The following is a 24,528-nucleotide window of genomic DNA, read 5'->3' on the forward strand; positions in this document are numbered from 1 at the left end:
GCGGGTGGTGGCGTGTGCCGGGCAGCCAGAACGTCGGCCGGCCGGGTCAGTCGCTCTTGCAGATGCGGTCGAGGAGGTTGGCGGTGGCGCGCTGGATACGCGGGTCGGTCCGGCCGGTGCGGCCCAGGGCCGGGGACCAGGCGAGCGTGCCCGACGCGAAGACCCAGGCCCCGGAGGGCGCCCGGTAGAGCGAGGTCTCCTGGTGCCGTCCGGCACCCGCCCCGTCGGTGTACGGGGAGTGGGCGAGCAGCACCCGCTCCTCGTGCTCGGGCAGCGGGGTGCGCGGGAAATAACGGTCGGCGCCGACCGCGACCAGCCCTTCGATCGCTTCGCCCTCGAAGCTCCCGGTCGCCTCCCACAGCCAGTGGCCGGCGTTGCGCACGATCAGCGGATGCGGCTCGGGGACCCGGCCCGCGTACTGGACGCCGATCAGTTGCTGCTCCGCGCGGTCCGCCTCCCGCCACAACGTCGCCCTGCCCGGCACCCTGCGGTCCTGGGTTCCGCGGTCCTGGGTCCTGCGGTCCGGGCCCCGACGTCTGCCGCTGCGGCTTCGGCTTCGGCAGGTCAGCAGACGGTCGGGGACTCCGGACGGGGAGGGCGCGAGTTCCACCTGCCCGTACAGCGTCCGGGCGGAGAGGAAAACCAGGGAGGTGCCGTACTCACGGGCGTGTTCCGCGGTACCGCGCATGGCCTGGGACCAGTACGCGTCGGGGCCCGGGAAGAGGAGGCCCTTGTACCGGGTGGGGTCGACCAGGCCGGCGTGCAGGTCGCGGGCGTCGGCATAGGCGAGGTCGTAGCCGTAGCGCTCGGCCCAGCGGATGACGTCGTAGGCGTGACCGGCGGACGGTGGCAGACCGGCGCCCGCGTACGGGCGGTCGAAGGAGACGGTGGTCGCGGAGTCGGAGTGGGGGCCGATGTCGGAGTGGGGGTCGCTGTCGGAGTGGGGGTCGCTGTCGGAGTGGGGGTCGCTGTCGCCCTCGCCGGGCAGCCGACCGCCGCCGCCCTCGTTCCCGTCCCTGTTCCTGTTCCTGTCCCCGGGCTGGTGGAGGGTCCCACCGGTCGTGTGGGTTCCGCCCCTCCCGTCGTCCTCCGGATAGCGGTTGTGAAGCTGCCAGGTGATGTCGGGCAGGACAAGGAGCAGGTCGGCCGGGCGGTGGTCACGGACCGTGAAGGGAATCCGGGCGCGGTTGCGGCCGTCGGCGGTGGTCAGAACGGCCACATAGGCGCCGACGCTCCAGTCCGACGGGACCGGCAGCCGCCAGGACAGCCACCAGTGATGACAGGAGACCGTACGGTCGGCGGTGAGCGGCGAGGGCTGCGCGATGCCGGCGAGGCGCGGGCTGGACATGATCCGGGTGGCGCCCTGCCCGTCGTAGTGGCCGACGCGGTGGACGTCGACGCGGAACTCCTGGGGCGGGTCGACGGTGATGTGGAAGTCGATCACCTCTCCGGGTGCCACCCCGCCGGTGGAACTGAACCCCTCGATCCGGCAGTGACCCTGCTGCGCACCCATGGTGGCTCCCCTCCCGCAGGCCCCGTCGCCGACGGTCAGCAATGTGCTTGTCGTATGTCGCAAGCCCTGGCCGAGGAGCGCGAACGACCCCAGCACATCACATTACGCATGCGCGGCGTTACCCTTCGTCGCGAACCGGCCATAAGCGGAAGGGCTGATTCCGGGACAGTCGGAAGAGGTGGAGGGAACGGAGAGGAAGCGTTGAGTGCCGGGACGGGCTCCGGCACTCCGGCTCTTCGGCGCTCCGGCACTTCGGCCGTCCCGCTTCCCGCCTTCCCGCTCGGCCGGCTCAGACGAGCCGGACCGGCTTCTCCGGGCGTATGCCCTGCCGGGCCAGCCACAGGCGCAGGGCCGTGGGATCGCCGTCCTCGATCAGCATCATGACCTGGGCGGACAGGTCCGTGACGCGGGCGCCTCCCACGAGGAGAGCCGGTCCGTCGAGCCAGTCGAGTCCGGGGGTCGCGCCTGTGGTGTCCATGGCCGCGCAGCAGACCATCGCGGTGATGTGGTCGGCGAGCAGTTCGCGTCCGGTACGCGGGGGCTGGATGGGCAGCAGGGGCAGCGCCCGGTCGTCCCAGAGAGAAGCGGGGTCGGCCGGCGCGGCCGGCAGGGCCTGGGCGGTCAGCGCACCCGGAGCCGTCGAAGCGCTCGCGGCCGAGGCGGCTCGCGCGGCGGCCGCCGCGCCCTCGCGGGCCACTTCGGCGCTGATACGGGCGGCCAGGGCCGCGCTGCGCGGGGTGGTACCGACGAGGTCCTCGTCGTCGTCCGGGTCGGCTCCGGCGACGAGGGCGGGGGCGGGAGCGGCTTCTCGTTCCCCGCCCGCCCCGCGCCCTTCGCCGGCGGGCGGGTACGGGTGCGGAGGCCGTTCCGCGCGGAAGTCCGGTCCCGGACGCGGACCCTGGCGCGGGTCCGGATCCGGGTCCCGGCGCGGGTCCGGATCCGGGTCCGGACCGGGGCCCGTCAGGTGGTCGAGGACGCGGGAGAGCGTCGGGCCGTCGGGACCCCGGCTCTCCGTCCCGGCGCCGGGACGTACGCCGAGGGTGTCCAGGACACGGTGGAGGCGGGCCGCGTCCGTACGCCACTTACGGTCGACGACCTCCTCCGGGTAGTCGCCCCAGTGGACCGGCGACCAGTCCGGTCCGCGCCCGGCGGGGCCGCCGTGGAAGAGGCGGGCGGCGAGGAGGGAGGTGGCCTCGTCCACCGTGCCGGGCTCCTCGAGCAGGTCGCAGGCGGGACGCTCGCCGAGGCGGGAGGCGAATCCCTCGGCCAGCCGGTCCCGGCGGGACAGTTCGGTGAGCGCGGCCACCACCCCCGCGTTGAGCCGCGAGGGCCAGCGGCCCATCCGCCAGGCGGGCAGCGCGACCCGGGTGAGCAGCCGGTCCCAGCCCGCGTACGCCAGCCCCACCTGCTCCTGGGCAACGATCCGCAGTCCGTAGTCCACCGTCTGGGCACGCTCGGCCGCCGCCGCGGCGACCCCGCGCTCCATCTCCGCGGCATGGCCCCGGCAGCTGCGCAGCAGTACCCGCGCGACCCAGCCGACGCCCGCGAACACCGTACGGAACAGCGGCCCGCGGCGGTGCTCCGAGGTCACGGCCACCGCCGCGTCGAGACCGCGGACGAAGCGCCGGGCGGCGGCTATGTCCGGGTGTGCCGAAGGCCCTGTACCGGCGACGACCGGCGCGAGGACCGCGCGCAGCTCGCCGACCCGCATCCACCACAGGAACGGGGAGCCGATCACCAGCACGGGCGCGGCGACGGCCCGGCGAGGCGGATGCCGGCCCGCGTCCGCCATGTCGTCGTGCTTCTCGGCGGGCGGGGGGCGGCCGTGCGCCGGGTGGGTGCGGTCCTCCAGCCAGCTGTCGCAGTCGGGGGTGAGCGCTATCGCGGACGGAGCGGGGACGGCGAGCCGGTCGGCGAGGTCGCGCACCATCCGGTACAGGTCCGGGGCGGCCTCCTCGGCGATCGTGACCGTCGGGCTCATGGCGGGCCGGGCACGGGTGACGACCAGGGCGACCCCGGCGGCGACGAGCAGGACCAGCACCGCGAGCGGCGTGAGCGTCCAGCGGACGGCATCCCAGCCGGCACCGGTGAAATGGCCGGTGGGGACGCCGACGAGCAGGATCACGGCGACGGCCGCGGGCAGCAGGGCGACGGCCAGTGCTCTGCCGCGCAGGCGCAGCACCGCGAGCGCTCGTGAACGCGCAGCCTGCGCGCCCGCCTCACTGATCATGCCGCCTCCGCTCATGACCCGCCTCACCCCCCTCCCGACGGTTCTGACGCTGTCCCGGCGTTACCCACTCCCCCACTGTGGCACCCGTCACTGACATCGCAATGCCGGTGGGCCAAGTGCGCGGGACGCTTGCGCGGCACCCTAGTTGGGGCTCCGGCCCTCGTCAGCCGGATAGCGCATCGGTCACTCGATGGAATGGCTCAGGGGAAAGGTGGATGACGAACGGCAAGGATCGGGCCCCGGATCCTGAGACGGATCCGGGGCCCCTGAGGTTGAGTGCCGTTCGTGGCGCGGCCCGACGGCGCGCCCGCACGGTCGACCTGCGCCGGCCGCGCGAGCCACCGCTGAGCGGCAGGGGCCCGCGCGGGCCCGCGCAAGAGTCCTTACGCGGTCTTGGCCGCCTCGGCCGCTTCCGCGGCGATGTCCGTACGGTGCTGGGAACCGTCGAGGCCGATGCGGGCCACCGCGCGGTAGGCACGGGTGCGGGCCTCGGTGAGGTCCTCGCCGGTCGCCGTGACGGACAGCACCCGGCCACCCGCGCTGACGGTCGCGTCGCCCTCGCGCTTCGTCCCCGCGTGCAGTACGTACGCGTGCGGGGCGTCCTGCGCGGCGACCTCGTCCAGGCCGGTGACGGCGTCCCCGGTACGCGGGGTGCCGGGGTAGTTGTGCGAGGCGACGACGACCGTGACGGCGGCGTCGTCACTCCAGCGCAGCGGCTCCAGATCGGCGAGGTTGCCGGTGGCGGCGGCCATCAGCACCCCGGCCAGCGGAGTCTTCAGGCGGGCCAGCACGACCTGCGTCTCGGGGTCGCCGAAACGGGCGTTGAACTCGATCACGCGGACGCCGCGCGAGGTGATCGCGAGACCCGCGTAGAGCAGACCGGAGAACGGGGTCCCGCGCCGCCGCAGCTCGTCGACGGTCGGCTGGAGCACCGACTGCATGACCTCGTCGACCAGCTTCGGGTCGGCCCACGGCAACGGGGAGTACGCCCCCATGCCGCCGGTGTTGGGGCCCGCGTCGCCGTCCAGCGCGCGCTTGAAGTCCTGGGCGGGCTGGAGGGGCAGCACGGTCACGCCGTCGGTCACGGCGAAGAGGGAGACCTCGGGGCCGTCCAGGTACTCCTCGATGACGACCTGCCTGCAGGCGTCGGCGTGCGCCCTGGCCTCCTCGATGTCGTCGGTGACGACCACGCCCTTGCCGGCGGCGAGCCCGTCGTCCTTGACGACGTACGGCGCGCCGAAGGCGTCGAGCGCGTCGGCGGCCTGGACGGGAGTCGTGCAGACGTACGACCGCGCCGTGGGCACGCCGGCTCCCGCCATGACCTCCTTCGCGAAGGCCTTGGAGCCCTCGAGCAGCGCGGCCTCCTTCGAGGGGCCGAAGGCGGGGATGCCCGCGTCGCGCACGGCGTCGGCGACACCGGCGACGAGGGGGGCCTCCGGGCCGACCACCACGAGGTCCGCACCGAGCCGTGTGGCCAGCGCGGACACGGCCGCACCGTCCAGGGCGTCGACCCGGTGCAGCTCGGCGACCTCGGCGATACCGGCGTTGCCGGGGGCGCAGTGCAGCGCGGTGACGTCGGGATCGAGGGACAGGGAACGGCACAGGGCGTGTTCGCGGGCACCGCTGCCGATGACGAGGACCTTCACGGGAGTCAGCCTAACGGGAGTCGAGGGTTTGCCTTGTACGGGCTTCCGAAGGACCGGGCCGAACCCGTTCGTGGCTTCCTCCAACCCGGACGCCGGCCGGGCAGACCCCACCCGGGTCACCGGGCCGCTGCCACCGGGCTCTGTTTCCGGGTCGCCGTCGCCGGTTCTCCGCCACCGGGCGCTCTACTCGTTCGTGATCTCCTCGACCACCGTCGCGCCGAGTTCCCGGACGATCAGCTCCTTCCCGGAGAGGGCGGACTCGTCCAGGTCGGGGTCGTCGTCCTCCGGGGTGTCGTCCTCGGGGGAGACGGGGGGCGGCGGCTCCGGGGCGTAGGGCCGGGACGCCGGGCCGGGGGCAGGCGCGGGTGCGGAGGAGGCCGTCGGGGCGCCGCCCGACCGCGCGGAGGCGGAAGGACCGGCCGGGGCAGCCGGGCCCGGGGTCTCCGAAGGGCCCGACGGCTGGGAGGCGCCGGGGCGCTGACCGGCACCGGCACCCGCACCCCCGTACCCGCCGCCCATGCCCCCGGCGCCACTGTCGGAGCCGTACCCCGCACCGCCACCCCGGCCGCCGACGGGGCCGGAGCCCGGGGCCTGAGCCGCCGCACCGCCCCCGGAGGGGTCGACCACGGCCTCGATCCTCCACTGCACGTTGAACTGCTCGGCCAGGGCCTGCCGCAGTACGTCCTCGCTGCCGCTGCTCAGGAAGTTGTCCCGCGCGCCGGAGTTCACGAAGCCGATCTGGAGGATCGTCCCGTCGAACCCGGTCACCTGGGCGTTCTGGCTGAGCAGGATCCAGGTGAAGCGCCGACGGTTCTTGATCACTTCAAGGATGTTCGGCCAGAGCGTCCGGGGGTCGAGCCCGCTGCCGCCTCCTCCGGAGGGCGCGGGGGCCGACGGAGGCGCGGACGCGAAGGCGGGTGCGGGCGCCGGGGTGGGAGCGGGGGCGCTCGGAGCAACCGGAGCCTGCCCTCCTCCCGCCGCGGCGGCCGTGGGCCAGCCACCGGGCCGCCGCCCGCCCCCGGCGGAGGCGGCGGTGGGCCAGGCGCCGGGAGCCGGCGCACTGGGCGGCGCGGGCGCACTCGACGCCGCGGCCGGAGCCTGAACCGGAGCTGCCGGAGCCGGTGCAGGAGGTACAGGTGCCTGTGCCTGTGCCTGTACCTGTGCAGGCGCCGCGGCCGGAGGCTGCTGAGCCGCGGCCGCTGCCGCCCCCGGCCCCTGCACGGGCTGCTGAGGCTGATCGGGCGCGGGCGCACCCTGCCCCCGTACCGCCGCCCGGGCCGCGGCCGGACCGCCCCCCGGCGCGACCGAAGCCGGCGGGACCGGCGCCCCCGCACCACCGCCGTGCCCCTCGGCCCCGGGCACGTACCCCATGGCGGGCATACCGGCTGCGGAACCGCCCGCCGAGAAGTTCACACCGCGCTCGATCCGGTCCAGGCGGGCCATGACCGACCGCTCGTCGCCGTACGCGGCGGGCAGCAGCACGCGCGCGCAGATCAGCTCGAGCTGGAGCCGGGGCGAGGTGGCGCCCCGCATCTCGGTGAGCCCCTCGTTGACGAGGTCGGCGGCACGGCTGAGCTCGGCGGCGCCGAAGATGCCGGCCTGGGCCTGCATCCGCTCGACGACATCGGCGGGAACGTCGATGAGCCCCTTCTCCGCGGCGTCCGGAACCGCGGCGAGGATCACCAGGTCCCGGAGCCGCTCGAGCAGGTCGGTGACGAACCGCCGCGGGTCGTTGCCCCCCTCGATCACACGGTCGACGACCTCGAAGGCCGCGGCACCGTCCCCCGTGGCGAAGGCCTCGACCACGGAGTCGAGCAGCGAGCCGTCCGTGTACCCGAGCAGGGAGGTGGCCATGGCGTACGTCACACCGTCGGAACCGGCACTCGCGAGCAGCTGGTCCATGACGGACATGGAGTCACGCACGGAGCCCGCGCCGGCCCGCACGACGAGCGGCAGCACTCCCTCTTCCACGTGGCTGTTCTCCTGCCCGCACACCTCGCCGAGGTAGTCCCTCAGGACCCCCGGCGGCACCAGCCGGAACGGATAGTGGTGCGTACGCGACCGGATCGTCCCGATGACCTTCTCGGGCTCGGTGGTCGCGAAGATGAACTTCAGATGCTCCGGAGGCTCCTCGACGACCTTGAGCAGGGCGTTGAAGCCCTGCGGGGAGACCATGTGGGCCTCGTCGATGATGTAGATCTTGTACCGGCTGCCGGCGGGCCCGAAGAACGCCTTCTCGCGCAGGTCACGGGCGTCGTCCACACCACCGTGGGAGGCGGCGTCGATCTCGATGACGTCGATCGAACCGGGCCCGTTGCGCGCGAGGTCCTGACAGGACTGGCACTCACCGCACGGCGTCGGCGTGGGACCCTGCTCGCAGTTCAGGCACCGGGCGAGAATGCGCGCGCTGGTCGTCTTGCCACAGCCTCGCGGACCACTGAACAGGTACGCGTGATTGACCCGGTTGTTCCGCAGCGCCTGCTGCAACGGGTCGGTGACATGTTCCTGCCCGATGACCTCGGCGAACGACTCCGGGCGATAACGGCGGTACAGCGCGAGAGACGACACGCCTACGAGGTTATAGGCGCCCACCGACAACCCACCCCGCCCCGCCCCACGGCGGAGGGACGGCACACGAAAGCGCCCCCCACGCACCCGCCAGAGCCGACCTACCCTTGCTGCCTTCCGGCCCTGGGGGAGTTCAGTCAGATAGCGCCACGTGAGGGGCTGCGCACAGGCTACCCCATGTCACGGGGGCAGAACGAGTTCGCAAGCACTCCTTCGGGTCATGTAATGTTCCTCCCGGAGGATTCGCCTAGTGGCCTAGGGCGCACGCTTGGAAAGCGTGTTGGGGGCAACCCCTCAAGGGTTCGAATCCCTTATCCTCCGCCAGTGCCTCACCGGGCACGAAATCGAAGGCCCCGACCGGGAAACCGGACGGGGCCTTCGGCGTTCCTCCGTACCCTCGCACCGAGGGCACGACCGCCGACCGACTCCTCAGATCTGCACCACGTGCACGTCCTTGGCGTCCAGAGCCTTCAGATAGGCATCGAGGTCGGCCGGATCGCTGGTGAAGACCACGGCACTGCCGTGTCGGGCCGCCGTCAGAGCCACCAGGGCATCCACGGCGTCCGGCCGCTTCTTCGGGGGCAGCTCTGCCGCACCAAGGGCGCTTCCGATGCGCTGCCATTCGGTGATGTCCGGGCCGGTGGCGCACATGATGCAGGCCGTCTGCCCCACGCTGGTGGGGCGCATGGCTGGGGCCGAACTACGAGCCTGCGGCACCGTGCAGTCCTTCATCACCCCGGCCAAGGCATGCACCGTGGCGGGGCTGGGCCGCCAGACTTGTGCCAGTACCGGTCCGAGCACGAGCGCCCGATGCGGCGTGCCCTGGAGGCCGGCGTGCAGACGCACGGCCTTCGCCTTGCGATCCGCGAGCGCAATCAGCATGCCGGTGTCGTAGACCGGCACCCGGGCAGTCACGCCGCGTTACCGGATCGGGTAGCAGGACCATCTGCGCCATAGACGAGCCCCATGGCCTCCTGCACCTCCTGCCGCTCTTGCTCCGTGAGGTCGTCGTCAGCGACTTCAGGCAGCGGTGCCAGTGCCGCAGCCTCCGCCTCAGCTGCCGCGATCACCGCGTCAAGTCGGGCGAACTGCGCCTCGGCCGCTTCCGCCTCGGCCATCTGCCGGGTCGCAGCGTTGACGAGATAAGCGGAAACATCCATGCCGGCCCGCTCCGCGTGAGTCCGGATGCGCTCGGCATGATCACTGTCCAGGCTGATACTGATCCTCGTCTTCGGCATACCAGAAGTGTATGACGCGTATTACGACCCCGCCAGGCATTCCTCCCGACGAAGGCCGGCGACTCAGGCTGTCACGACTCGACCACGGTCGCCCGAGCTCTGCCCGACAAGGTTCGCGGTCTCAGTCCTGGTCTCGTTCACCGCTGTACGGCGCCATCCGACCGTGCGGCAGTTCCGTCACCCGCCGCAGACCATGACGCACCTGATCGCCGCCGGACGGCCTGACGAAGACTTGGAAAGCGTGTTGGGGGCAACCCCTCAAGGGTTCGAATCCCTTATCCTCCGCCAGTGCCTCACCGGGCACGAAATCGAAGGGCCCCGCAGCTTGCTGCGGGGCCCTTCGACGTTCCGGAAGGATGTGTCGCCCTCGCCTGGAACCGTGCATCGCCGACTGCCCCGCCACGGCCGAACCAGCACGACTTGATCTTCACGACCGGTCATCGTTGCGCTGAACCGCCGAACGAAGCCCGCAAGCCGCCCACCCCACCGGCTCGCACATGCCATTGACGCCGGCCAGGCCATCACCGTCCAGCGCGTCGCCGCCCCGGACGACCGAACCGTGCGCACCCTCACCTCCGCCCCGGCCACCCACGAGGCGCCGAGCGTTTTTCGCCCCTTCCCTCATTCCACAGCGTCATGAGCGGCACGCCCCGAACGAAAGGGAAGATGGTATCGACAGGGATAGTATCCCGATTGAAACTATCTTCTACGGAAGGTCCGCCATGCGCCGCTTCATCGGACGGGGCCGCGAGCTGAACATCCTCGGCAACGCCTTGCAGGCGGTTCATGATGCCGTCGGGTCGGCGAAACCCGGCCAGTGCATCCTCATGCGCGGACGAAGGCGGGTCGGCAAGTCCAGCCTCGTCGAGGAATTCCTCCAGCGCACCGAGGCGCCGTACCTTTTCTTCACCGCGGCGGGCGGCACCGCGGAGGACGAGCTGACGGAGTTGCTCGATGCCGTCGCCAGATCCACCCTTCCGGAGCGGGAACTGTTCTCGGAGGAGACCCCGGAGCAGTGGAACGCGGCATTCCGGCTGCTCGCGGAGCTCCTTCCCGACGACAGCCCAAGCGTGGTCGTCATCGATGAGGTGCCGTATCTCATGGATCGCGTCGACGCCTTCGAGGGCATGCTCCAGCGGGCGTGGGACCGCCTGCTCAGCCGCAAACCCGTGCTCCTCCTCCTGGTCGGATCCGACCTGTCGATGATGGAGTCGCTGAACAGCTACGACCGCCCCTTCCACCAGCGGGGCCGGGAAATGGTCGTGGGGCCGCTGAACCCGGCCGACATCGGCGAGATGCTCGGTCTTCCGCCCGCCGCCGCCTTCGACGCCGCCTTGATCACGGGCGGTCTCCCGCTGATCTGTGCGGAGTGGCGGCCCGGAGCGGACGTCTGGGAGTTCCTCCGTGACTCGCTGGACAACCCGACCTCGGCACTGCTGGTCTCCGCCGAGCGCTCCCTGGCCGCGGAGTTCCCACCACAGGCGATGAGCAGGGAAGTCCTGCGGGCCATCGGAAGCGGGGAGCGAACCTTCACCAACATCGCGCGCGCCGCCGGCGGCATCGCCCACACCACTCTCACCCGGGCCACGGACGTCCTGACCGAGAAGCGGGTGGTGGCAGCCGAACTACCCCTCTCGCTGCGGCCGTCGAGGGAACGGCGCTACCGAGTTGCCGACCCTTATCTGCGGTTCTGGCTCGCGTTCCTGGATCCGCATATGGCGGAAATCGAACGGATGCGGGGAGACCTCACGCTGAGCCGGATCAAGGAGCGGTGGACGAGCTGGCGGGGCCGTGCGGTCGAACCCCTGGTCCGGGAATCCCTCGCACGCCTCCTGCCGGACGGGCTCCTGCCCGCCGCCCCGGCGATCGGCGGTTACTGGACCCGCAGCAACGACATCGAAATCGACCTGGTGGGCGCCGATCGGCAGCCGGTGGCGAAGCAGTTGCTCTTCCTCGGCTCGGTCAAGTGGCTGGAGAATTCCGCGTTCGACGACCACGACCTTGCCGCGCTGCAGAAGCACCGGGCCGCGATCACCGACGAGCCGGTACCGCTCGTGGCGGTCTCACGCAACGGAACCAGCTGTTCCGGGCTCCGGGCGGCATACGGACCCGACGTACTGCTCAGCGCCTGGCGCAGGGCATGACCAGGGCCTGGGCTCCCCCGGTTGCAGTTCTGGTCGCATTCGCCTCCATCCGGCACCGTCCGGACGGGGGAGGACACCAGGGGGCGCCCGCGTCGAACGCCGCCGGCACGCCCGCGAGTCCCTCGCCTCCGGTAAGGCGGCGGACCGCCGCTCGCGGCTGATCGCATGGGCGAGAATCGGGAAGGGGGAAGGGGGAAGGGGGAACCGGACAGGAGAGCTTTTGTGGCCACACCGCGGATCGACTACCGGGCGTTGTTCGCCGTGCTGCCCAGCCCTTGCCTGGTGCTGGACCCCGACCTGGTGATCGTCGAGGCCAACGAGGCCTACCTGCGGGTCACGGACCGGGCCCGGGAAGAGCTGCTCGGCCGGCACCTCTTCGCCGTCTACCCGGACAATCCGGCGGATCCGGACGCCGACGGGGTGCGCAATCTGCGGGCCTCCCTGCGGCGGGTCGTCCGCTCGAAGGAACCGGACACGATGGCGGTGCAGAAGTACGACATCCCGGTCTCCGGCCGCCCGGGAGTGTTCCAGGAGAAGTGGTGGTCGCCCCTCAACACACCCGTCCTCGGAGCCGACGGAGAGGTGCGGTGGATCATCCACCGGGTGGAGGACATGACCGAGTTCGTGCTGACCCGCCCCCTCCACCCCAGGCCGGACGACCCGAGCGGGGAACACCGGGCGATGGAGGCCGAACTGTTCACGCGGGCGCAGGAACTCCAGGACCTCAACGAGGAACTCCGCGAGGCCCACGACCGGGAACGCCGTACCGCCCTCGCCCTCCAGGAAGTCATGCTGCGCTCTCCGGACCTGGCGGGCCATCGCGAGATCGCCGTGCGCTACCTGCCCGCCACCCGGTCCCTCAACGTCTGCGGCGACTGGTACGACGTGGTGGACCTGTCCGACGACCGGTTCACCGTCGCGGTCGGCGACGTGGTCGGCCACGGCCTGGAGGCCGCCGCCGTCATGGGCATGCTCCGCAGCGCCCTGTCCGCCGCCGTCCGCGCCATCGACGAACCCGGCAAAGCGATGGACGTCCTGAGCCGGTACGCCCGCACCTTCGAAGACGCGCTGGCCACGACCGCGGCCAAAGCCGTCGTCGACACCCGCCACCGGCGCATCACCTACACCAGCGCCGGCCACCCCCCGCCCCTCCTGGCCCGGCCGGACGGCACCGTCACCCTGCTCGACGAGGCCACCGACCCTCCCCTGGGCGTCCTCGCCGACCTCAGCACCCCGCGCCCCAGGCCACGGTGCCCTACACCCCGGGCGACACCCTCGTGCTCTACACCGACGGGCTCATCGAACGCCGCGGCGAGGACATCGACGCCGGCCTGCACCGCCTCACCGAGGCCCTCGGCCATCACACGTCCCTCGGCCCCGACCAACTGGCCGACACCCTGCTCACCCGCCTCGGCGTGGCCGACGGCGGACGAGACGACGTGGCTCTGATCGTCGTCCGCCTGTAAACCCGCCCCTGCCCGCTCGGCGCCATGAGGTTCCACGTCTCATGAACCGCATCGATGTCCTCGAGGGCATGCTCCGGCGGTCAGGGCCGCGACTCCGGCCAAGAACGAGCCCCTTCGTCCTCATCCGCTCTCCAGGCGGATCGCTGCGCTCACACGTCATCGACCGGCCGGAGCCCCGGCCCTCGCGTGGGGAGCCGCGGGCGTCCGCCGGGGGCCACGGAGGCGGCCGGCGGGAACGGCACCGAGCGGGAACGGCACAGGGGAGGAAATGAAAACAACCCGTCAGGAGAGACTCCTTCTCTCAAGAACGGGTAAAGTGAGAGTAAAATACGAAGTAGGCAATTGCGGCGAGGGTCGCATCACCCCGTCTCCGCTCGTTCGGCAGGTTTTCCTCCCACAGGACTACCGCGACCCTCTCCTACCGAGGTCCAATGGTGGGGTTCAGCCCTTCGCGCCCGCGCCGGTCGGAAGAGGTACGCAATGGATCCGTGGCTGATCTGGTTGATCATCGCAGCCGTGCTGGCTGTGGCGGAGATCTTCACTCTCACCGCCGCGCTCGGAATGCTGAGTGCCGCCGCACTGGTCACGGCGGGGTGCGCCGCACTGGGACTTTCGCCGCCCTTCCAGCTCCTGGTGTTCGCCGTCGTCGCCACCGTCACCGTGCTGTTCGTGCGCCCCCTCGCGGTACGTCACGTGCTCCAGCCCCAGGTGGCGCGATTCGGTATAGACGCCCTGGTCGGCAAGGCCGCCTATGTCGTCTCGGAGGTGTCGGGGCTGGGCGGCAGGGTACGTATCGACGGCGAGGAGTGGACGGCCCGCGCCTATGACGAGACGCTGGTGATTCCTCCCGGCAAGACCGTCGATGTCATAGAGATCAGTGGCACCACAGCTTTCGTCTACCCCCGGGACTGAAAAAATGGAGACCTCTGCGTTTCTCATCGCCGGTCTGATCATCGCGTTGTTCGCGATCTTCACCGTGGTGCGGGCGGTGCGCATCGTTCCCCAGGCGCGCGCTCGTAATGTCGAGCGGCTCGGCCGTTACCATCGCACCCTGAATCCCGGTCTCAACCTCGTCATTCCCTACATCGATCGCGTTCACCCGGTGATCGACCTGCGGGAACAGGTCGTCTCCTTCAAACCGCAGCCGGTCATCACCGAGGACAACCTGGTCGTCGAGATCGACACCGTCCTGTACTTCCAGGTCACCGACGCGCGAGCGGCCTTCTACGAGATCGCGAACTTCCTTCAGGCCGTCGAACAGCTGACCGTCACCACCCTGCGCAACGTCGTCGGCTCCATGGACCTGGAGAAGACGCTCACCTCACGCGACACCATCAACAGCCAGCTCCGCGGCGTGCTGGACGAAGCCACCGGCAAGTGGGGGCTGCGGGTCAACCGGGTGGAGATCAAGGCCATCGACCCCCCGCAGACCATCAAGGACGCGATGCAGAAGCAGATGCGCGCCGAGCGGGACAAACGGGCCGCGGTCCTCGGGGCCGAGGGACAGCGCCAATCCCAGATCCTCACCGCCGAAGGCGACAAACAGGCCGCCGTCCTGCGCGCGGAGGGCAACCGCACCGCCGCGATCCTGCAGGCCGAGGGCCAGTCCCGGGCCATCGACGAGGTCTTCCAGGCCGTGCACCGCAACGACCCCGACCCCAAGCTGCTCGCCTACCAGTACCTCCAGGCCCTGCCGCAGCTCGCGCAGGGCTCGGGCAACAACTTCTGGGTGATCCCGAGCGAGATCACCTCAGCACTCCAGGGCGTGTCCCAAGCCTTCACCCAACAGCTGCCCCGGTCGCCGGCCACCCGCGAGAAACCTGTCGACGACGACATGGTCGTCCAGGCCGCCCACGACACGGCGCAGGCCGCGGAAGCCGCCGCCAAGGCCGTCGCCGACGCCGCCGAGGCCGACGGCGCCGTCCCGGAAGTCCTTCCGTCCGAGCCGCCCCGCTGACAGCCTGACGACAGCCCCCGCACCGGTGTACGGGGGCTGCGGGCCGTCGGAGCCGGGAGACGCCGACGCCCCGACGAGACCGGTTCCGGGCGCCGGCGTCCCACCCGTGTTACCGTGAAGAGTTGCAGTTTTGGTTACCAGAGGCTTGTGAGTGCTCTTCCGACCTTCCGTCGACGAGCACTCTTTTTTCGTCCTCGAGAGGCTTCACGGCTTCCCGGGGAACAACAGCCAGGTGAATCATTGTTGCGACCACGGGCCCACAAGGTGTGGGCCCCGGGCACTGCCCAAAAGGAGATACAGCATGGCATCTGGCACCGTGAAGTGGTTCAACTCGGAAAAGGGCTTCGGCTTCATCGAGCAGGACGGCGGCGGCCCCGACGTCTTCGCCCACTACTCGAACATCGCCAGCTCCGGCTTCCGTGAGCTTCAGGAAGGCCAGAAGGTTACCTTCGACGTCACGCAGGGCCAGAAGGGCCCGCAGGCCGAGAACATCGTTCCCGCCTGACGCGTACGCTGACACCGGCGTCGGTATCCGACGCCGGCATGCAGCGCGTGGCCGGGACCTCGCACCCCTGTGGCGCGGGGCCCCGGCCCACTGCGTTCCCCGGCCCGGCAACGAAGCCGACGCCGTACTCGTGCTCGTGGCCCGCCACTCGCGGCCGCTTGCCGCTGTCTCACTCATGTACTGATGCAGCGATACACCGATTCACCGTTTTTCGGCTCATTCTTGCGAATTCTCATTCGGCCAGCACCTCGCCGTTGGGCGGAATTCCTCGATACGTGCCGCATCGAGGAAGGTTCCGCATGAACCGCAATCACACAGCTCGTTCGAACAACAGCGCCGGCAACACCGGCTCGTCCCGCTCCCGTACGGACAAGACCGCGGGCTCCGCGGGTTCCGGGCGGGGAGGCCGTGTCCGTTCCCAGGGGTCGGGCGGCCGTCAGGGCGGTCCGTCCCGCGGCGCCGCCGTCAAGGGCGGACGCGGCAGCGGTCGCGGAGGCCGTCCCGCCGCGTCCGGCGGGGAGTTCGCGCCGCCGGCCACCCTCACCCCGGCGCTGCCGCCGGTCGAGACGTTCGCCGAACTCGACATGCCCGAGCAGTTGTTGACTGCCCTGAGTGCCGAGGGCGTGACCACCCCGTTCCCGATCCAGGCCGCGACGCTGCCGAACTCGCTGGCCGGCCGGGACGTGCTGGGCCGCGGGCGTACCGGTTCGGGCAAGACGCTGGCCTTCGGCCTGGCGATGCTGGCGCGCACCGCCGGGCAGCGGGCCGAGCCCCGGCACCCGCTGGCGCTCGTCCTCGTCCCCACCCGGGAGCTGGCCCAGCAGGTCAACGACGCCCTCACCCCCTACGCCCGTGCGCTGCGTCTGCGGATCGCCACGGTGGTCGGCGGGGTGTCGATCGGCCGACAGGTGAGCGCCCTGCGCGGCGGTGCCGAGGTCGTCGTCGCGACGCCCGGCCGGCTCAAGGACCTCATAGACCGTGACGACTGCCGTCTGGACCAGGTCGCCATCACCGTTCTGGACGAGGCCGACCAGATGGCCGACATGGGCTTCATGCCGCAGGTGACCGCCCTGCTCGACCGGGTGCGTCCCGGTGGCCAGCGCATGCTGTTCTCCGCCACGCTGGACCGCAATGTCGACCGTCTGGTGCGCAATTACCTCCACGACCCCGTCGTGCACTCCGTCGACCCGTCCGCGGGCGCGGTCACCACGATGGACCACCACCTGCTGCACGTGGACGACGACGACAAGCACGCCACCGCGACGGAGATCGCCGCCCGCGAGGGACGCGTGATCATGTTCCTGGACACCAAGCACGCCGCCGACCGGCTGGCCAAGAAGCTCCTGGCCGTCGGTGTGCGGGCCTCGGCCCTGCACGGCGGGAAGTCCCAGTCCCAGCGGACCCGGACCCTGACCCAGTTCAAGGACGGCCACGTCACGGTCCTGGTGGCCACCAACGTCGCGGCCCGCGGCATCCACGTCGACAACCTGGACCTCGTCGTCAACGTCGACCCGCCCAGCGACCACAAGGACTACCTGCACCGCGGCGGGCGCACCGCCCGCGCCGGTGAGTCCGGCACCGTCGTCACGCTGGTCCTGCCGCACCAGCGCCGGGAGATGTCCCGCCTGATGGCCGACGCCGGCATCACCCCGCAGACCACCCGGGTACGTCCGGGCGGGGACGAACTGAACCGCATCACCGGAGCCCAGGCACCGTCGGGCGTGCCCGTCGTCCTCACTCCGCCGCCCGCCCAGAACCAGCCCGCGCGCACGGGTTCCCCGTCCCGGAGCCGGCGCAGCCGCCGTCCCGGGCAGGCTGCCCGCCGCAGCGCGACCGGCAACAAGGGAAGCGGCCGCTGAGGGGCTGCTGAAGAGCCGTTGAAGGGCCGTTGAACGGTCATCCCGTGAGTGCCGAGGCGGCACCCACGGGTACCGCGATCATCACGAGGCCGGGGCGCAGACGCGCCCCGGCCTCGCCCGTTCGCAAAAGCCTCCGGTGCCCCTGATGGACGCCGACGGGCCGCTGCCGCCTGCCACCCGAGGTCGAGGCTGTCGCCCTCCGGTGGTCCGGTGCGTCGGTGCGTCGGTGCGTCGGTGCGTCGGTGCGTCGGTGCGTCGGAAACGGGTGGCGGGTGGCGGGTGGCATCGGACCGTCCGTCACATTACCGAACCGTAACCTTCCTACCGCTACCGCGAGTAACTTACCCACAGGTAAGTTCAATGCGAACCACTGCCGAGCGGTGTGGGCAAAACCGTGGCACGCGCGTGCCACGCCTCGCCGCCGGACCGCTGTGCCGCCGGACCGCTGTGCCGCTGTGCCGCTGTGCCGCTGTGCCGCCCTACCGCCTCACCGCCGTGCCCGTCGTAGCTCCGAAGCCCCCACTCCCCCCAGCTCAGCTCCGCAGCTCCGCCACCACGCCTCCCCGTCCGGGCCGATCACGGGACGCCCCGGCACGGAGGCCGCTTCCTGACAGCCGCTCCACAGGAGGTTCGCCATGCCCGCACGCCCGCGCCCCAGACTTCTGGCCGCCGCCGTCACCGCCGCCGCCTGCCTCAGCGCCCAAGCCGTCGCGGCCGCTCCCGCCGCGGCGACGGACAAGGTCGTGTCCCGGGGTGTCACGATCCCCGCGTTCTACACCCCGCCCGCTTCTCTGCCCGACGCCAACGGCACCCTCATCCGCAGCGAGCCCCTCCCGCTGGCCCTGAGCCTGCCCAGTCTCAAGGGCCCGCTGCCGGGAACCGCGACCCGGCTGATGTACAAGTCCACCGACTCGAGCGGGCAGCCGGTCGCCGTCACCGGCGCGTACATCGAACCGTCCGCCGCCTGGAAGGGCAGCGGTCCGCGTCCTCTGGTCGCGGTGGCGCCCGGCACCCTGGGGCAGGGCGACCAGTGCGCCGCGTCCATGGGGCTCGAGCACCCGCTGCGGTTCAACGGCGAGACCGTGTCCGTCGGTTACGAGGACCTGGTGATCTACCGCCTCCTCGCGAAGGGCGTCGCCGTGGTCGTCACCGACTATGCCGGCCTGGGCGCGACCGACCGCCTGCACACCTATGTGAACCGGGTCGACGAGGCCCACGCGGTCCTGGACGCCGTCCGCGCCGCCCGTTCGCTCCGCGGGACGTCGGTCACCGCGGCCTCCCCGGTCGGGCTCTACGGGTACAGCCAGGGCGGCGGGGCGACCGCGGCGGCCGCCGAACTCCAGTCCACCTACGCCCCCGACGTCACCCTGTCCGGGACCTACTCCGGCGCGCCGCCCGCCGATCTGACCAAGGTCACCAAAGCCATCGACGGCAGCGAACTCGCGGGCGCGCTGGGCTGGTCGCTGAGCGGCTTCCTCCAGTCCGACCCGGAGCTGAAGCCCATCGCCGAGGCGCATCTGAACGCCGCCGGCAAGGCCGCGCTCACCGACCTCTCGACGATGTGCGTCGGCGACGCCCTCTTCGCGTACGGCTTCACCAAGAGCACCAAGTGGACCACGGACGGAAAGTCCCTCGGTGACGTCATCGCCGCCACACCCGTCCTCCAGACCTTCCTGGACAAGCAGTTCATCGGCACGATGAAGCCGTCCGGCCCGGTCCGCCTGGCCACCGGCGTCAGCGACAACCTCGTGCCGCACGGACAGTCCCGCCGACTCGCCGTCGACTGGTGCGCCAAAGGCGCCGACGTCACCTACAAGGCCGTAGTCCTCCCTAACGTCGGCAGTGCGCTGCTCAACCACTTCGCCCCGCTGCTGACCGACCAGGGGGACGCCGTCGACTGGCTGACCGACCGGCTGTCCGGCAAGCGGGCCACCTCCAACTGCTGGAGCATGCCCCTGCAGCCCTGACGTGGGAGGGGCGCGCCACCCCCGACAACCGCCCCCGTCAGCCGGTCCCGTCAGCCGCCCCCGTCAGCCGGTCCCGGCAGCAGGTCCCGACATCGGATGTCTCCTGGCTCCGGCCCGCCCGACCCACCGGGCGGGCCGGAGCCGGCACGGGTCCCGGCGGCCGCCACGTCGAAGTGATCCGGACCCGCATGGCCCGGCCGGGCCGGGGCTCGGCTACGCTCTTTGACCATGTCGCACCCTGACGATCTGCTCGTCGCCGTCGCCGCGATGGTCGAGACGGACCAGGACAGCCAGATGTCACTCACCGTAGTGATCCCCGGCGCCGTCATCACCGGCCGGCTGGCCCCCGAGGCCCTGTGGCGGGAGCGCGTGGCGGAGGTACTCCGTGACTCCACGCGCCTTGGCCACTTCGCCGTTCCGTTCACGGAGGCCGGCCGGAGCGAAACGCCGTCGCGCCCCTCCCACCTGCATTTCCACGTCGCCCGGATCCTCCAGGGGAGCTACGGCATCCCGGACACGGGTGGCATGTACCGGGTGGCTCTCGCCGATGTGAGCGCATGGACGGTGGGAGACATCGGGTACTCCGACCAGCAGTGAGCGGGCCGGCGCCGTCCTGCCACGGCGCCGGTGGCGCCTACTGTGTGAGACCGATCGACGCACAGGCCGCCCGGTACCTCGCCGTGCAGATGTCCTCCACGTCGTAGACGCCGTCCCGGATCACCGTGTCCTCGATGTTGTCCTGCGTCAGGGCGACCACCGGCACCAGCATCGACGGGACGCTCTTCCGCGTCGGGCTGTCGACCCGCTCACTGGTCAGCGAGTCGAACTGGATGTCCCGCCCCTGGACCCTGGCCACCGCCATCTCGGCGGCACCGGCGGCCTCCAGCAGGAACGATTTGTACACCGTCATGTACTGCGTGCCCGCGACGATCCGCTGCACGGCCTCCAGATCGGCGTCCTGCCCGGTCACCGGCGGGATGCCGGAGACGCCCGCCTCCTCCAGCGCCTCGATGACGGCTCCGGCCATGCCGTCGTTCGCCGCGTAGACGGCGGCGACGTCGTCGGCGCCGACGGTCTTGAGCGCCTTCCTCATGTTCGCCTTGGCGACGGCGGGCAGCCACTTCTCGGTGTCGTAGGACTTGGCTATGTCCACGTTGCCCTTCAACTCGCCCATCGCACCGTCCTTGAACAGCGCGGTGTTCGGGTCGGCGGGCTCACCGTTCATCATGACGATCTTGCGGTTCTCCGCCTCGCCGCCGAGCGCGTCGACGATCGCACGGCCCTGCACCTCGCCGACGAGTTCGTTGTCGTGCGACACGTACGCGTCGATCGGGCCCTCGGCCAGCCGGTCGTACGCGATGACGGGGATGTCCGCCTCCGCGGCCTTCTCCACGTCCGGCCCGATGGCCTTGGCGTCCACCGCGGCCACGATGATCACGTCGACCTCGTCGGCGACCATGCGGTCGATCTGCTCGCTCTGCCTGGCCGTGCTGCCCTCGGCGTTGGCGTAGACGACCTTGCCCTCCTTGCCGGTGAGGACGTCGACCCGTTCCTGGACGAGGGGACGGTCGAACTTCTCGAAGCGCGCGGTGTCCCTGTCGGGGAGAAGGAGTCCCACGGTGATGTCGTTGCGCTCGTCCGGCGACGCGGAGTCGCCGTCCGCGCCGATGGAGTCGGACGCACCGCACGCGGAGAGCGAGAGCACCGACAGGGCCGAGAGAGCGGCCGTCAGAACGGTGGTGCCCCGACGTCCCCGGACCGTGCGGCGTGCGGGAGTGGTGCGGGGGGTGCAGGGGGTGTGGGGGGTGCAGGGGTTCACATCAGGTGCCTTCCAAGCGAGAGTGCAGCGTGGCGACCAAGTGGTGGGCACGCCAACGCCGCACGGGCCGGCAGCGTCGAACCGCGTCTTTCACGGAACAGCCCTTGTTGTTTCCGTGTCCTGTGCGCCTTCCGCCGGTTCCGATTTCCGGCCGTGACAGCCCAGATCGACTCCATGCGCGGCCATCAACTGCCTTTGTCCCACAGGATTTTGGTTGAAAGAAGTTCAGTCCGGGCCGCATTGCGCGCCGATTGACGCACATGCTCACGGCATTCACCCGAAGCGGGCAGAGAATGTGCGCAGGAGTGACACACGGGCTGCACACAGCGGCTCGTGGGTGTCGTCGGCGTTGCCGTCCTGCTTCACCCGCTCCCGCGTCGGCGGTGTCCGCGCCCACGGGGCGGGCGGCGCGGCGGCAGTTGGCCCGCTGGAAGAAGACCCAGCGCCGCGCTCTGGTCGCCACGGCGGTGGCCTTCGTGGGCGGTGGACTCACCCTCGCCTCGGTGGACCGGGATTCCGGCGACCGCGCCCGGGCCGCCACGGCACCCGAGGTGTCCGGCTCGGGCGGTGCGGACGGGCCCGCGGACCGGTACGGCGGACCGGTACGGCGGACCGGCGCCGTCTGTGAGTCCGCCCGGCGCACAACGCTCCCGGTACCGTCCCTCGCAGCCGGTCCCGGGCGACGACGCACACCGGCAGCCGGCCGGCACCGTGCCGGCGTCCACCACCACGTCGGGCACTCGGCCCTACGGAGCCACCGGCGCCCCCTACGGGGACTGCCCGGAGCCGTTCGTCAGTGACCGCCGACGAGTTCCCCGCTGAGCTTGTCGTGGAGGCGGGCACTGGGCTCGTTCAGGCCCGTGATCTCGACGGTCTTCCCGCGCTGCGCGTACCGCGTCTCGACGGCGTCGAGGGCGGCGACGGAGGAGGCGTCCCAGACGTGGGCGGACGACAGGTCGATGACGACGCGGCCGGGGTCGCCCGAGTAGTCGAAGCGGCCGACGATGTCGTTGGACGAGGCGAAGAACAGTTCGCCGGTGACCCGGTAGACGACGGACGTGCCGTCGGGGTCGGTGACCGCGGTGACGTCGGCGAGGTGGGCGACCCGCCGGGCGAAGATCACCATGGCGGTGACCGTGCCGACGACGACGCCGACGGCGAGGTTGTGCGTGGTGAGCACGAACACGACGGTGGTCACCATGACGCAGATCTCCCCGGCCGGCATCCGCTTGAGGGTCTTGGGTGCGATGGAGTGCCAGTCGAAGGTCGCGAACGACACCATGATCATCACCGCGACGAGCGCGGCCATGGGAATGTCGGAGACGACCGGCCCGAAGACGATGCACAGCACCATCAGGAACGCGCCCGCGAGGAAGGTGGACAGACGGGTCCGGGCACCGGAGACCTTCACGTTGATCATCGTCTGGCCGATCATGGCGCAGCCGCCCATCCCGCCGAAGAACCCGGTGACGATGTTGGCGACGCCCTGGCCGATCGACTCGCGGGTCTTGGAGGAGTGCGTGTCGGTGATGTCGTCGACCAGCTTGGCCGTCATCAGCGACTCCATCAGGCCGACCAGCGCCATGGCGAAGGCGTAGGGGGCGACGGTGGTGAGGGTGTCCATCGTGAACGGCACGTCGGGCAGGCCGGGCACCGGCAGGGACGAGGGCAGCTCCCCCTTGTCCCCGACGGTGGGGACGGCGATCCCGGCGGCGAGAGTGATCACGGTGAGGATCACGATGGAGACCAGGGGCGCCGGGACCACGGTGGTGACCCTCGGGAAGAACACCATCAGGACCAGCCCGGCGACGATCATCGGATACACCGGCCAGGGCACGTCCCGCATCTCGGGGACCTGGGCCATGAAGACCAGCAGGGCCAGCGAGTTGACGAAGCCGACCATCACCGAGCGCGGGACGAACCGCATCAGCTTCGCCACGCCCAGTGCGCCGAGGACGATCTGGAAGACGCCGGCGAGGAGCACCGCGGCGACGAGGTACCCGAATCCGTGCTCACGGTTGAGTGGCGCGATGACCAGCGCCACGGCGCCGGTCGCCGCGGAGATCATCGCCCGGCGTCCGCCGGTGAACGCGATGGTGACGGCCATGGTGAAGGACGCGAACAGACCGACGGCCGGGTCGACACCGGCGATGATCGAGAAGGAGATCGCCTCCGGGATCAGCGCGAGCGCGACGACGAGGCCACCGAGGATCTCGGTCCGCCAGACCTTCGGATCGTTCAGCCAGTCGGGGCGCACGGCACGCAGCCGAGCGGCGGGGGACAGTGCGGGAGAGGGCAAGGGAGCAGTACCTGTCGTGCTCGGGCGCGCTCCGGCCCGGCGGCGACGACGGCGCGGGGGCAGGGCGGGACGGGGCGGGGCGGGTCTGTGCGAAGGCCGGGGCCGGCCGGGGGGACGGTCCGGGCGGCGCGGAGCAGAGCGACTCTACCCTAACGTTAGGGTAGAGATCGGGGTGTGCCCGACGGCCGGTCACGCCCCGGGGGGCCGACCAGCGGAGCAGTACATGGACGAGAAGGACCGGATCAGGCACGTGGAAGGCAAGCACATGCAGATCGGTGAGGTCGCCGCGCGCACCGAACTGTCCCTGCGCACCATCCGGCACTACGAGGAGACCGGCCTCGTCGTCCCGTCGGCCCGCTCTCAGGGCGGCTTCCGGCTCTACACCGAGGGCGACGTGGTCCGCCTCATGGTGATCCGCCGGATGAAACCGCTGGGCTTCACCCTGGACCGGATGCGGGAACTGCTCGCGGTCACCGACCGTCTCGACGGACACGTCGGGAGCGGCCCGCCCGAGGGGCGGGAACGCGAAGAGCTGTTCGAGTCACTGCGCGGCTTCGAGGAAGCGGCACGCCGACGGACGGCGGACCTTCGTACGCAACTGGCGCGGGCGGAGGAATTCACCACCACCCTGCGCGAACGAATCGAACGAATCGAACGAACCGATCCGATCAGGACAGGCCGGTCGGGTGAAGAAAGCGAAGGCGGCCCTCACCCGGAACTCACCGCCCCCGCCTGACCCCGGCACGCCGGGAAGGCCCCCGCCCGCGTCCCGCACCGGCGCTGCGGAACAATCGGGTCATGAGCATCGTCAAAATCAACGTACTCACGGTCCCGGAAGAGCAGCGGGAGACGCTGGAGAAGCGGTTCGCCGCGCGGGCGGGCGCGGTGGAGGGTTCGGACGGATTCGAGTGGTTCGAGCTGCTCCGCCCCGTGGAGGGCACCGACACCTACCTCGTCTACACCCGCTGGCGGAGCGAGGAGGACTTCCAGCGCTGGCTGGCCGGCCGCGGCCAGGCCGCGCACGGCGGTGGCGCGCAGGGTGGCGGCGCGCAGGGCCACCGGCCGAAGCCCGCTGCCACGGACGCGACGCTGTGGTCGTTCGAGGTGGTCCAGCAGACCGGCCCGAAGCAGGCCTGACCCGCCCACCGGCGCCGCCGAAGCACATGCCGTGAAAGAGCCGGGAGTGACGCACCGGCCCTTTCCGGAGGACGAGCACCGGAGAACGGGATCGCGTTCGGGAGCCTGAACGCGCATGGGCCCGGACGCCCGGAAACACGGAGCAGGGCCCCGCACTGATGTGCGGGGCCCTGCTGCAAT

The 24,528-nt window shown here is 71.1% G+C and carries 17 protein-coding genes, 1 tRNA gene, 1 other RNA gene and 1 pseudogene; 11 read left to right on the plus strand and 9 right to left on the minus strand.

Features of this window, described 5'->3' with window-relative positions:
• Nucleotides 1-46: 46 nt before the first annotated feature.
• The 5 genes from V4Y04_RS17795 to ffs all read right to left on the minus strand — a co-directional run bounded on the left by V4Y04_RS17795 (nucleotide 47) and on the right by ffs (nucleotide 8,121).
• A complete protein-coding gene (locus V4Y04_RS17795) occupies nucleotides 47-1,555 on the minus strand; it encodes a N,N-dimethylformamidase beta subunit family domain-containing protein (protein WP_443080041.1) in 1,509 nt (502 codons plus the stop codon).
• 247 nt (nucleotides 1,556-1,802) lie between these two features.
• Nucleotides 1,803-3,758: a hypothetical protein gene (locus V4Y04_RS17800; protein WP_332429152.1), complete on the minus strand. Its 1,956-nt coding sequence runs from the start codon at nucleotides 3,756-3,758 to the stop codon at nucleotides 1,803-1,805.
• Nucleotides 3,759-4,126: 368 nt separating this feature from the next.
• Nucleotides 4,127-5,389 carry a phosphoribosylamine--glycine ligase gene (gene purD, locus V4Y04_RS17805; RefSeq protein ID WP_332429153.1) on the minus strand — a complete coding sequence of 421 codons (1,263 nt, stop codon included), beginning with the start codon at nucleotides 5,387-5,389 and terminating at the stop codon, nucleotides 4,127-4,129.
• A gap of 183 nt (nucleotides 5,390-5,572) precedes the next feature.
• On the minus strand, nucleotides 5,573-7,957 hold the full coding sequence (locus V4Y04_RS17810; protein WP_332429154.1) for a DNA polymerase III subunit gamma and tau: 2,385 nt from the start codon (nucleotides 7,955-7,957) through the stop codon (nucleotides 5,573-5,575).
• 65 nt (nucleotides 7,958-8,022) lie between these two features.
• Nucleotides 8,023-8,121: signal recognition particle sRNA small type (gene ffs / locus V4Y04_RS17815), an RNA gene on the minus strand.
• A 72-nt stretch (nucleotides 8,122-8,193) separates the two neighbouring features.
• Here ffs and V4Y04_RS17820 point away from each other — a divergent pair.
• Nucleotides 8,194-8,281 (plus strand) — tRNA-Ser (locus V4Y04_RS17820).
• A 105-nt stretch (nucleotides 8,282-8,386) separates the two neighbouring features.
• Here V4Y04_RS17820 and V4Y04_RS17825 read toward each other — a convergent pair.
• Both V4Y04_RS17825 and V4Y04_RS17830 read right to left on the minus strand, forming a co-directional pair.
• On the minus strand, nucleotides 8,387-8,860 hold the full coding sequence (locus tag V4Y04_RS17825) for a hypothetical protein (protein WP_332429155.1): 474 nt from the start codon (nucleotides 8,858-8,860) through the stop codon (nucleotides 8,387-8,389).
• A gap of 8 nt (nucleotides 8,861-8,868) precedes the next feature.
• Nucleotides 8,869-9,195 (minus strand): hypothetical protein, encoded by a 327-nt coding sequence (locus V4Y04_RS17830; protein WP_332429156.1) that lies wholly within the window; start codon nucleotides 9,193-9,195, stop codon nucleotides 8,869-8,871.
• A 722-nt stretch (nucleotides 9,196-9,917) separates the two neighbouring features.
• Between V4Y04_RS17830 and V4Y04_RS17835 the strand changes: the two genes are divergently transcribed.
• The 8 genes and pseudogenes from V4Y04_RS17835 to V4Y04_RS17870 all read left to right on the plus strand — a co-directional run bounded on the left by V4Y04_RS17835 (nucleotide 9,918) and on the right by V4Y04_RS17870 (nucleotide 19,690).
• Nucleotides 9,918-11,339 carry an ATP-binding protein gene (locus tag V4Y04_RS17835; protein ID WP_332429157.1) on the plus strand — a complete coding sequence of 474 codons (1,422 nt, stop codon included), beginning with the start codon at nucleotides 9,918-9,920 and terminating at the stop codon, nucleotides 11,337-11,339.
• Between the two features lie 222 nt (nucleotides 11,340-11,561).
• Nucleotides 11,562-12,805 (plus strand): annotated as a pseudogene (locus V4Y04_RS17840) (PP2C family protein-serine/threonine phosphatase).
• Between the two features lie 480 nt (nucleotides 12,806-13,285).
• Nucleotides 13,286-13,717: an NfeD family protein gene (locus V4Y04_RS17845; RefSeq protein ID WP_332429159.1), complete on the plus strand. Its 432-nt coding sequence runs from the start codon at nucleotides 13,286-13,288 to the stop codon at nucleotides 13,715-13,717.
• Nucleotides 13,718-13,721: 4 nt separating this feature from the next.
• Nucleotides 13,722-14,762 carry an SPFH domain-containing protein gene (locus V4Y04_RS17850; RefSeq protein WP_332429160.1) on the plus strand — a complete coding sequence of 347 codons (1,041 nt, stop codon included), beginning with the start codon at nucleotides 13,722-13,724 and terminating at the stop codon, nucleotides 14,760-14,762.
• Nucleotides 14,763-15,063: 301 nt separating this feature from the next.
• Nucleotides 15,064-15,267 carry a cold-shock protein gene (locus tag V4Y04_RS17855; RefSeq protein WP_042163016.1) on the plus strand — a complete coding sequence of 68 codons (204 nt, stop codon included), beginning with the start codon at nucleotides 15,064-15,066 and terminating at the stop codon, nucleotides 15,265-15,267.
• 299 nt (nucleotides 15,268-15,566) lie between these two features.
• Nucleotides 15,567-17,126: a DEAD/DEAH box helicase gene (locus tag V4Y04_RS17860; RefSeq protein WP_332429164.1), complete on the plus strand. Its 1,560-nt coding sequence runs from the start codon at nucleotides 15,567-15,569 to the stop codon at nucleotides 17,124-17,126.
• A gap of 635 nt (nucleotides 17,127-17,761) precedes the next feature.
• Nucleotides 17,762-19,093: a lipase family protein gene (locus V4Y04_RS17865; protein WP_332429166.1), complete on the plus strand. Its 1,332-nt coding sequence runs from the start codon at nucleotides 17,762-17,764 to the stop codon at nucleotides 19,091-19,093.
• A gap of 228 nt (nucleotides 19,094-19,321) precedes the next feature.
• Nucleotides 19,322-19,690, plus strand: a complete 369-nt coding sequence (locus V4Y04_RS17870; protein ID WP_332429168.1) for a hypothetical protein — start codon at nucleotides 19,322-19,324, stop codon at nucleotides 19,688-19,690.
• 37 nt (nucleotides 19,691-19,727) lie between these two features.
• On the opposite strand, the gene V4Y04_RS17875 is transcribed toward V4Y04_RS17870, so the two are convergent.
• Nucleotides 19,728-20,912, minus strand: a complete 1,185-nt coding sequence (locus V4Y04_RS17875) for a sugar ABC transporter substrate-binding protein (RefSeq protein WP_443080042.1) — start codon at nucleotides 20,910-20,912, stop codon at nucleotides 19,728-19,730.
• A 793-nt stretch (nucleotides 20,913-21,705) separates the two neighbouring features.
• Entirely contained in the window at nucleotides 21,706-23,211 is a 1,506-nt protein-coding gene (locus V4Y04_RS17880; protein WP_332429170.1) for a SulP family inorganic anion transporter, read from the minus strand.
• A gap of 265 nt (nucleotides 23,212-23,476) precedes the next feature.
• Here V4Y04_RS17880 and V4Y04_RS17885 point away from each other — a divergent pair, with 265 nt between their 5' ends.
• Together V4Y04_RS17885 and V4Y04_RS17890 are read left to right on the plus strand one after the other, a co-directional pair.
• Nucleotides 23,477-23,947: a MerR family transcriptional regulator gene (locus V4Y04_RS17885; protein ID WP_443080184.1), complete on the plus strand. Its 471-nt coding sequence runs from the start codon at nucleotides 23,477-23,479 to the stop codon at nucleotides 23,945-23,947.
• Between the two features lie 62 nt (nucleotides 23,948-24,009).
• Nucleotides 24,010-24,348: an antibiotic biosynthesis monooxygenase family protein gene (locus V4Y04_RS17890; RefSeq protein ID WP_332429172.1), complete on the plus strand. Its 339-nt coding sequence runs from the start codon at nucleotides 24,010-24,012 to the stop codon at nucleotides 24,346-24,348.
• Nucleotides 24,349-24,528: the final 180 nt, after the last annotated feature.

It is taken from the genome of Streptomyces sp. P9-A2, assembly GCF_036634175.1.
Classification (GTDB): domain Bacteria; phylum Actinomycetota; class Actinomycetes; order Streptomycetales; family Streptomycetaceae; genus Streptomyces; species Streptomyces pratens.

Excerpts from the sequence above, each read along its gene's own strand:
- V4Y04_RS17800 (WP_332429152.1), bottom strand. The coding sequence starts at position 3,758 with ATGAGCGGAGGCGGCATGATCAGTGAGGCGGGCGCGCAGGCTGCGCGT.
- V4Y04_RS17865 (WP_332429166.1), top strand. The coding sequence starts at position 17,762 with ATGCCCGCACGCCCGCGCCCCAGACTTCTGGCCGCCGCCGTCACCGCC.
- V4Y04_RS17845 (WP_332429159.1), top strand. The coding sequence starts at position 13,286 with ATGGATCCGTGGCTGATCTGGTTGATCATCGCAGCCGTGCTGGCTGTG.
- V4Y04_RS17850 (WP_332429160.1), top strand. The coding sequence starts at position 13,722 with ATGGAGACCTCTGCGTTTCTCATCGCCGGTCTGATCATCGCGTTGTTC.
- V4Y04_RS17830 (WP_332429156.1), bottom strand. The coding sequence starts at position 9,195 with ATGCCGAAGACGAGGATCAGTATCAGCCTGGACAGTGATCATGCCGAG.
- V4Y04_RS17890 (WP_332429172.1), top strand. The coding sequence starts at position 24,010 with ATGAGCATCGTCAAAATCAACGTACTCACGGTCCCGGAAGAGCAGCGG.
- V4Y04_RS17835 (WP_332429157.1), top strand. The coding sequence starts at position 9,918 with ATGCGCCGCTTCATCGGACGGGGCCGCGAGCTGAACATCCTCGGCAAC.
- V4Y04_RS17855 (WP_042163016.1), top strand. The coding sequence starts at position 15,064 with ATGGCATCTGGCACCGTGAAGTGGTTCAACTCGGAAAAGGGCTTCGGC.
- V4Y04_RS17860 (WP_332429164.1), top strand. The coding sequence starts at position 15,567 with ATGAACCGCAATCACACAGCTCGTTCGAACAACAGCGCCGGCAACACC.
- V4Y04_RS17870 (WP_332429168.1), top strand. The coding sequence starts at position 19,322 with ATGTCGCACCCTGACGATCTGCTCGTCGCCGTCGCCGCGATGGTCGAG.
- V4Y04_RS17885 (WP_443080184.1), top strand. The coding sequence starts at position 23,477 with ATGCAGATCGGTGAGGTCGCCGCGCGCACCGAACTGTCCCTGCGCACC.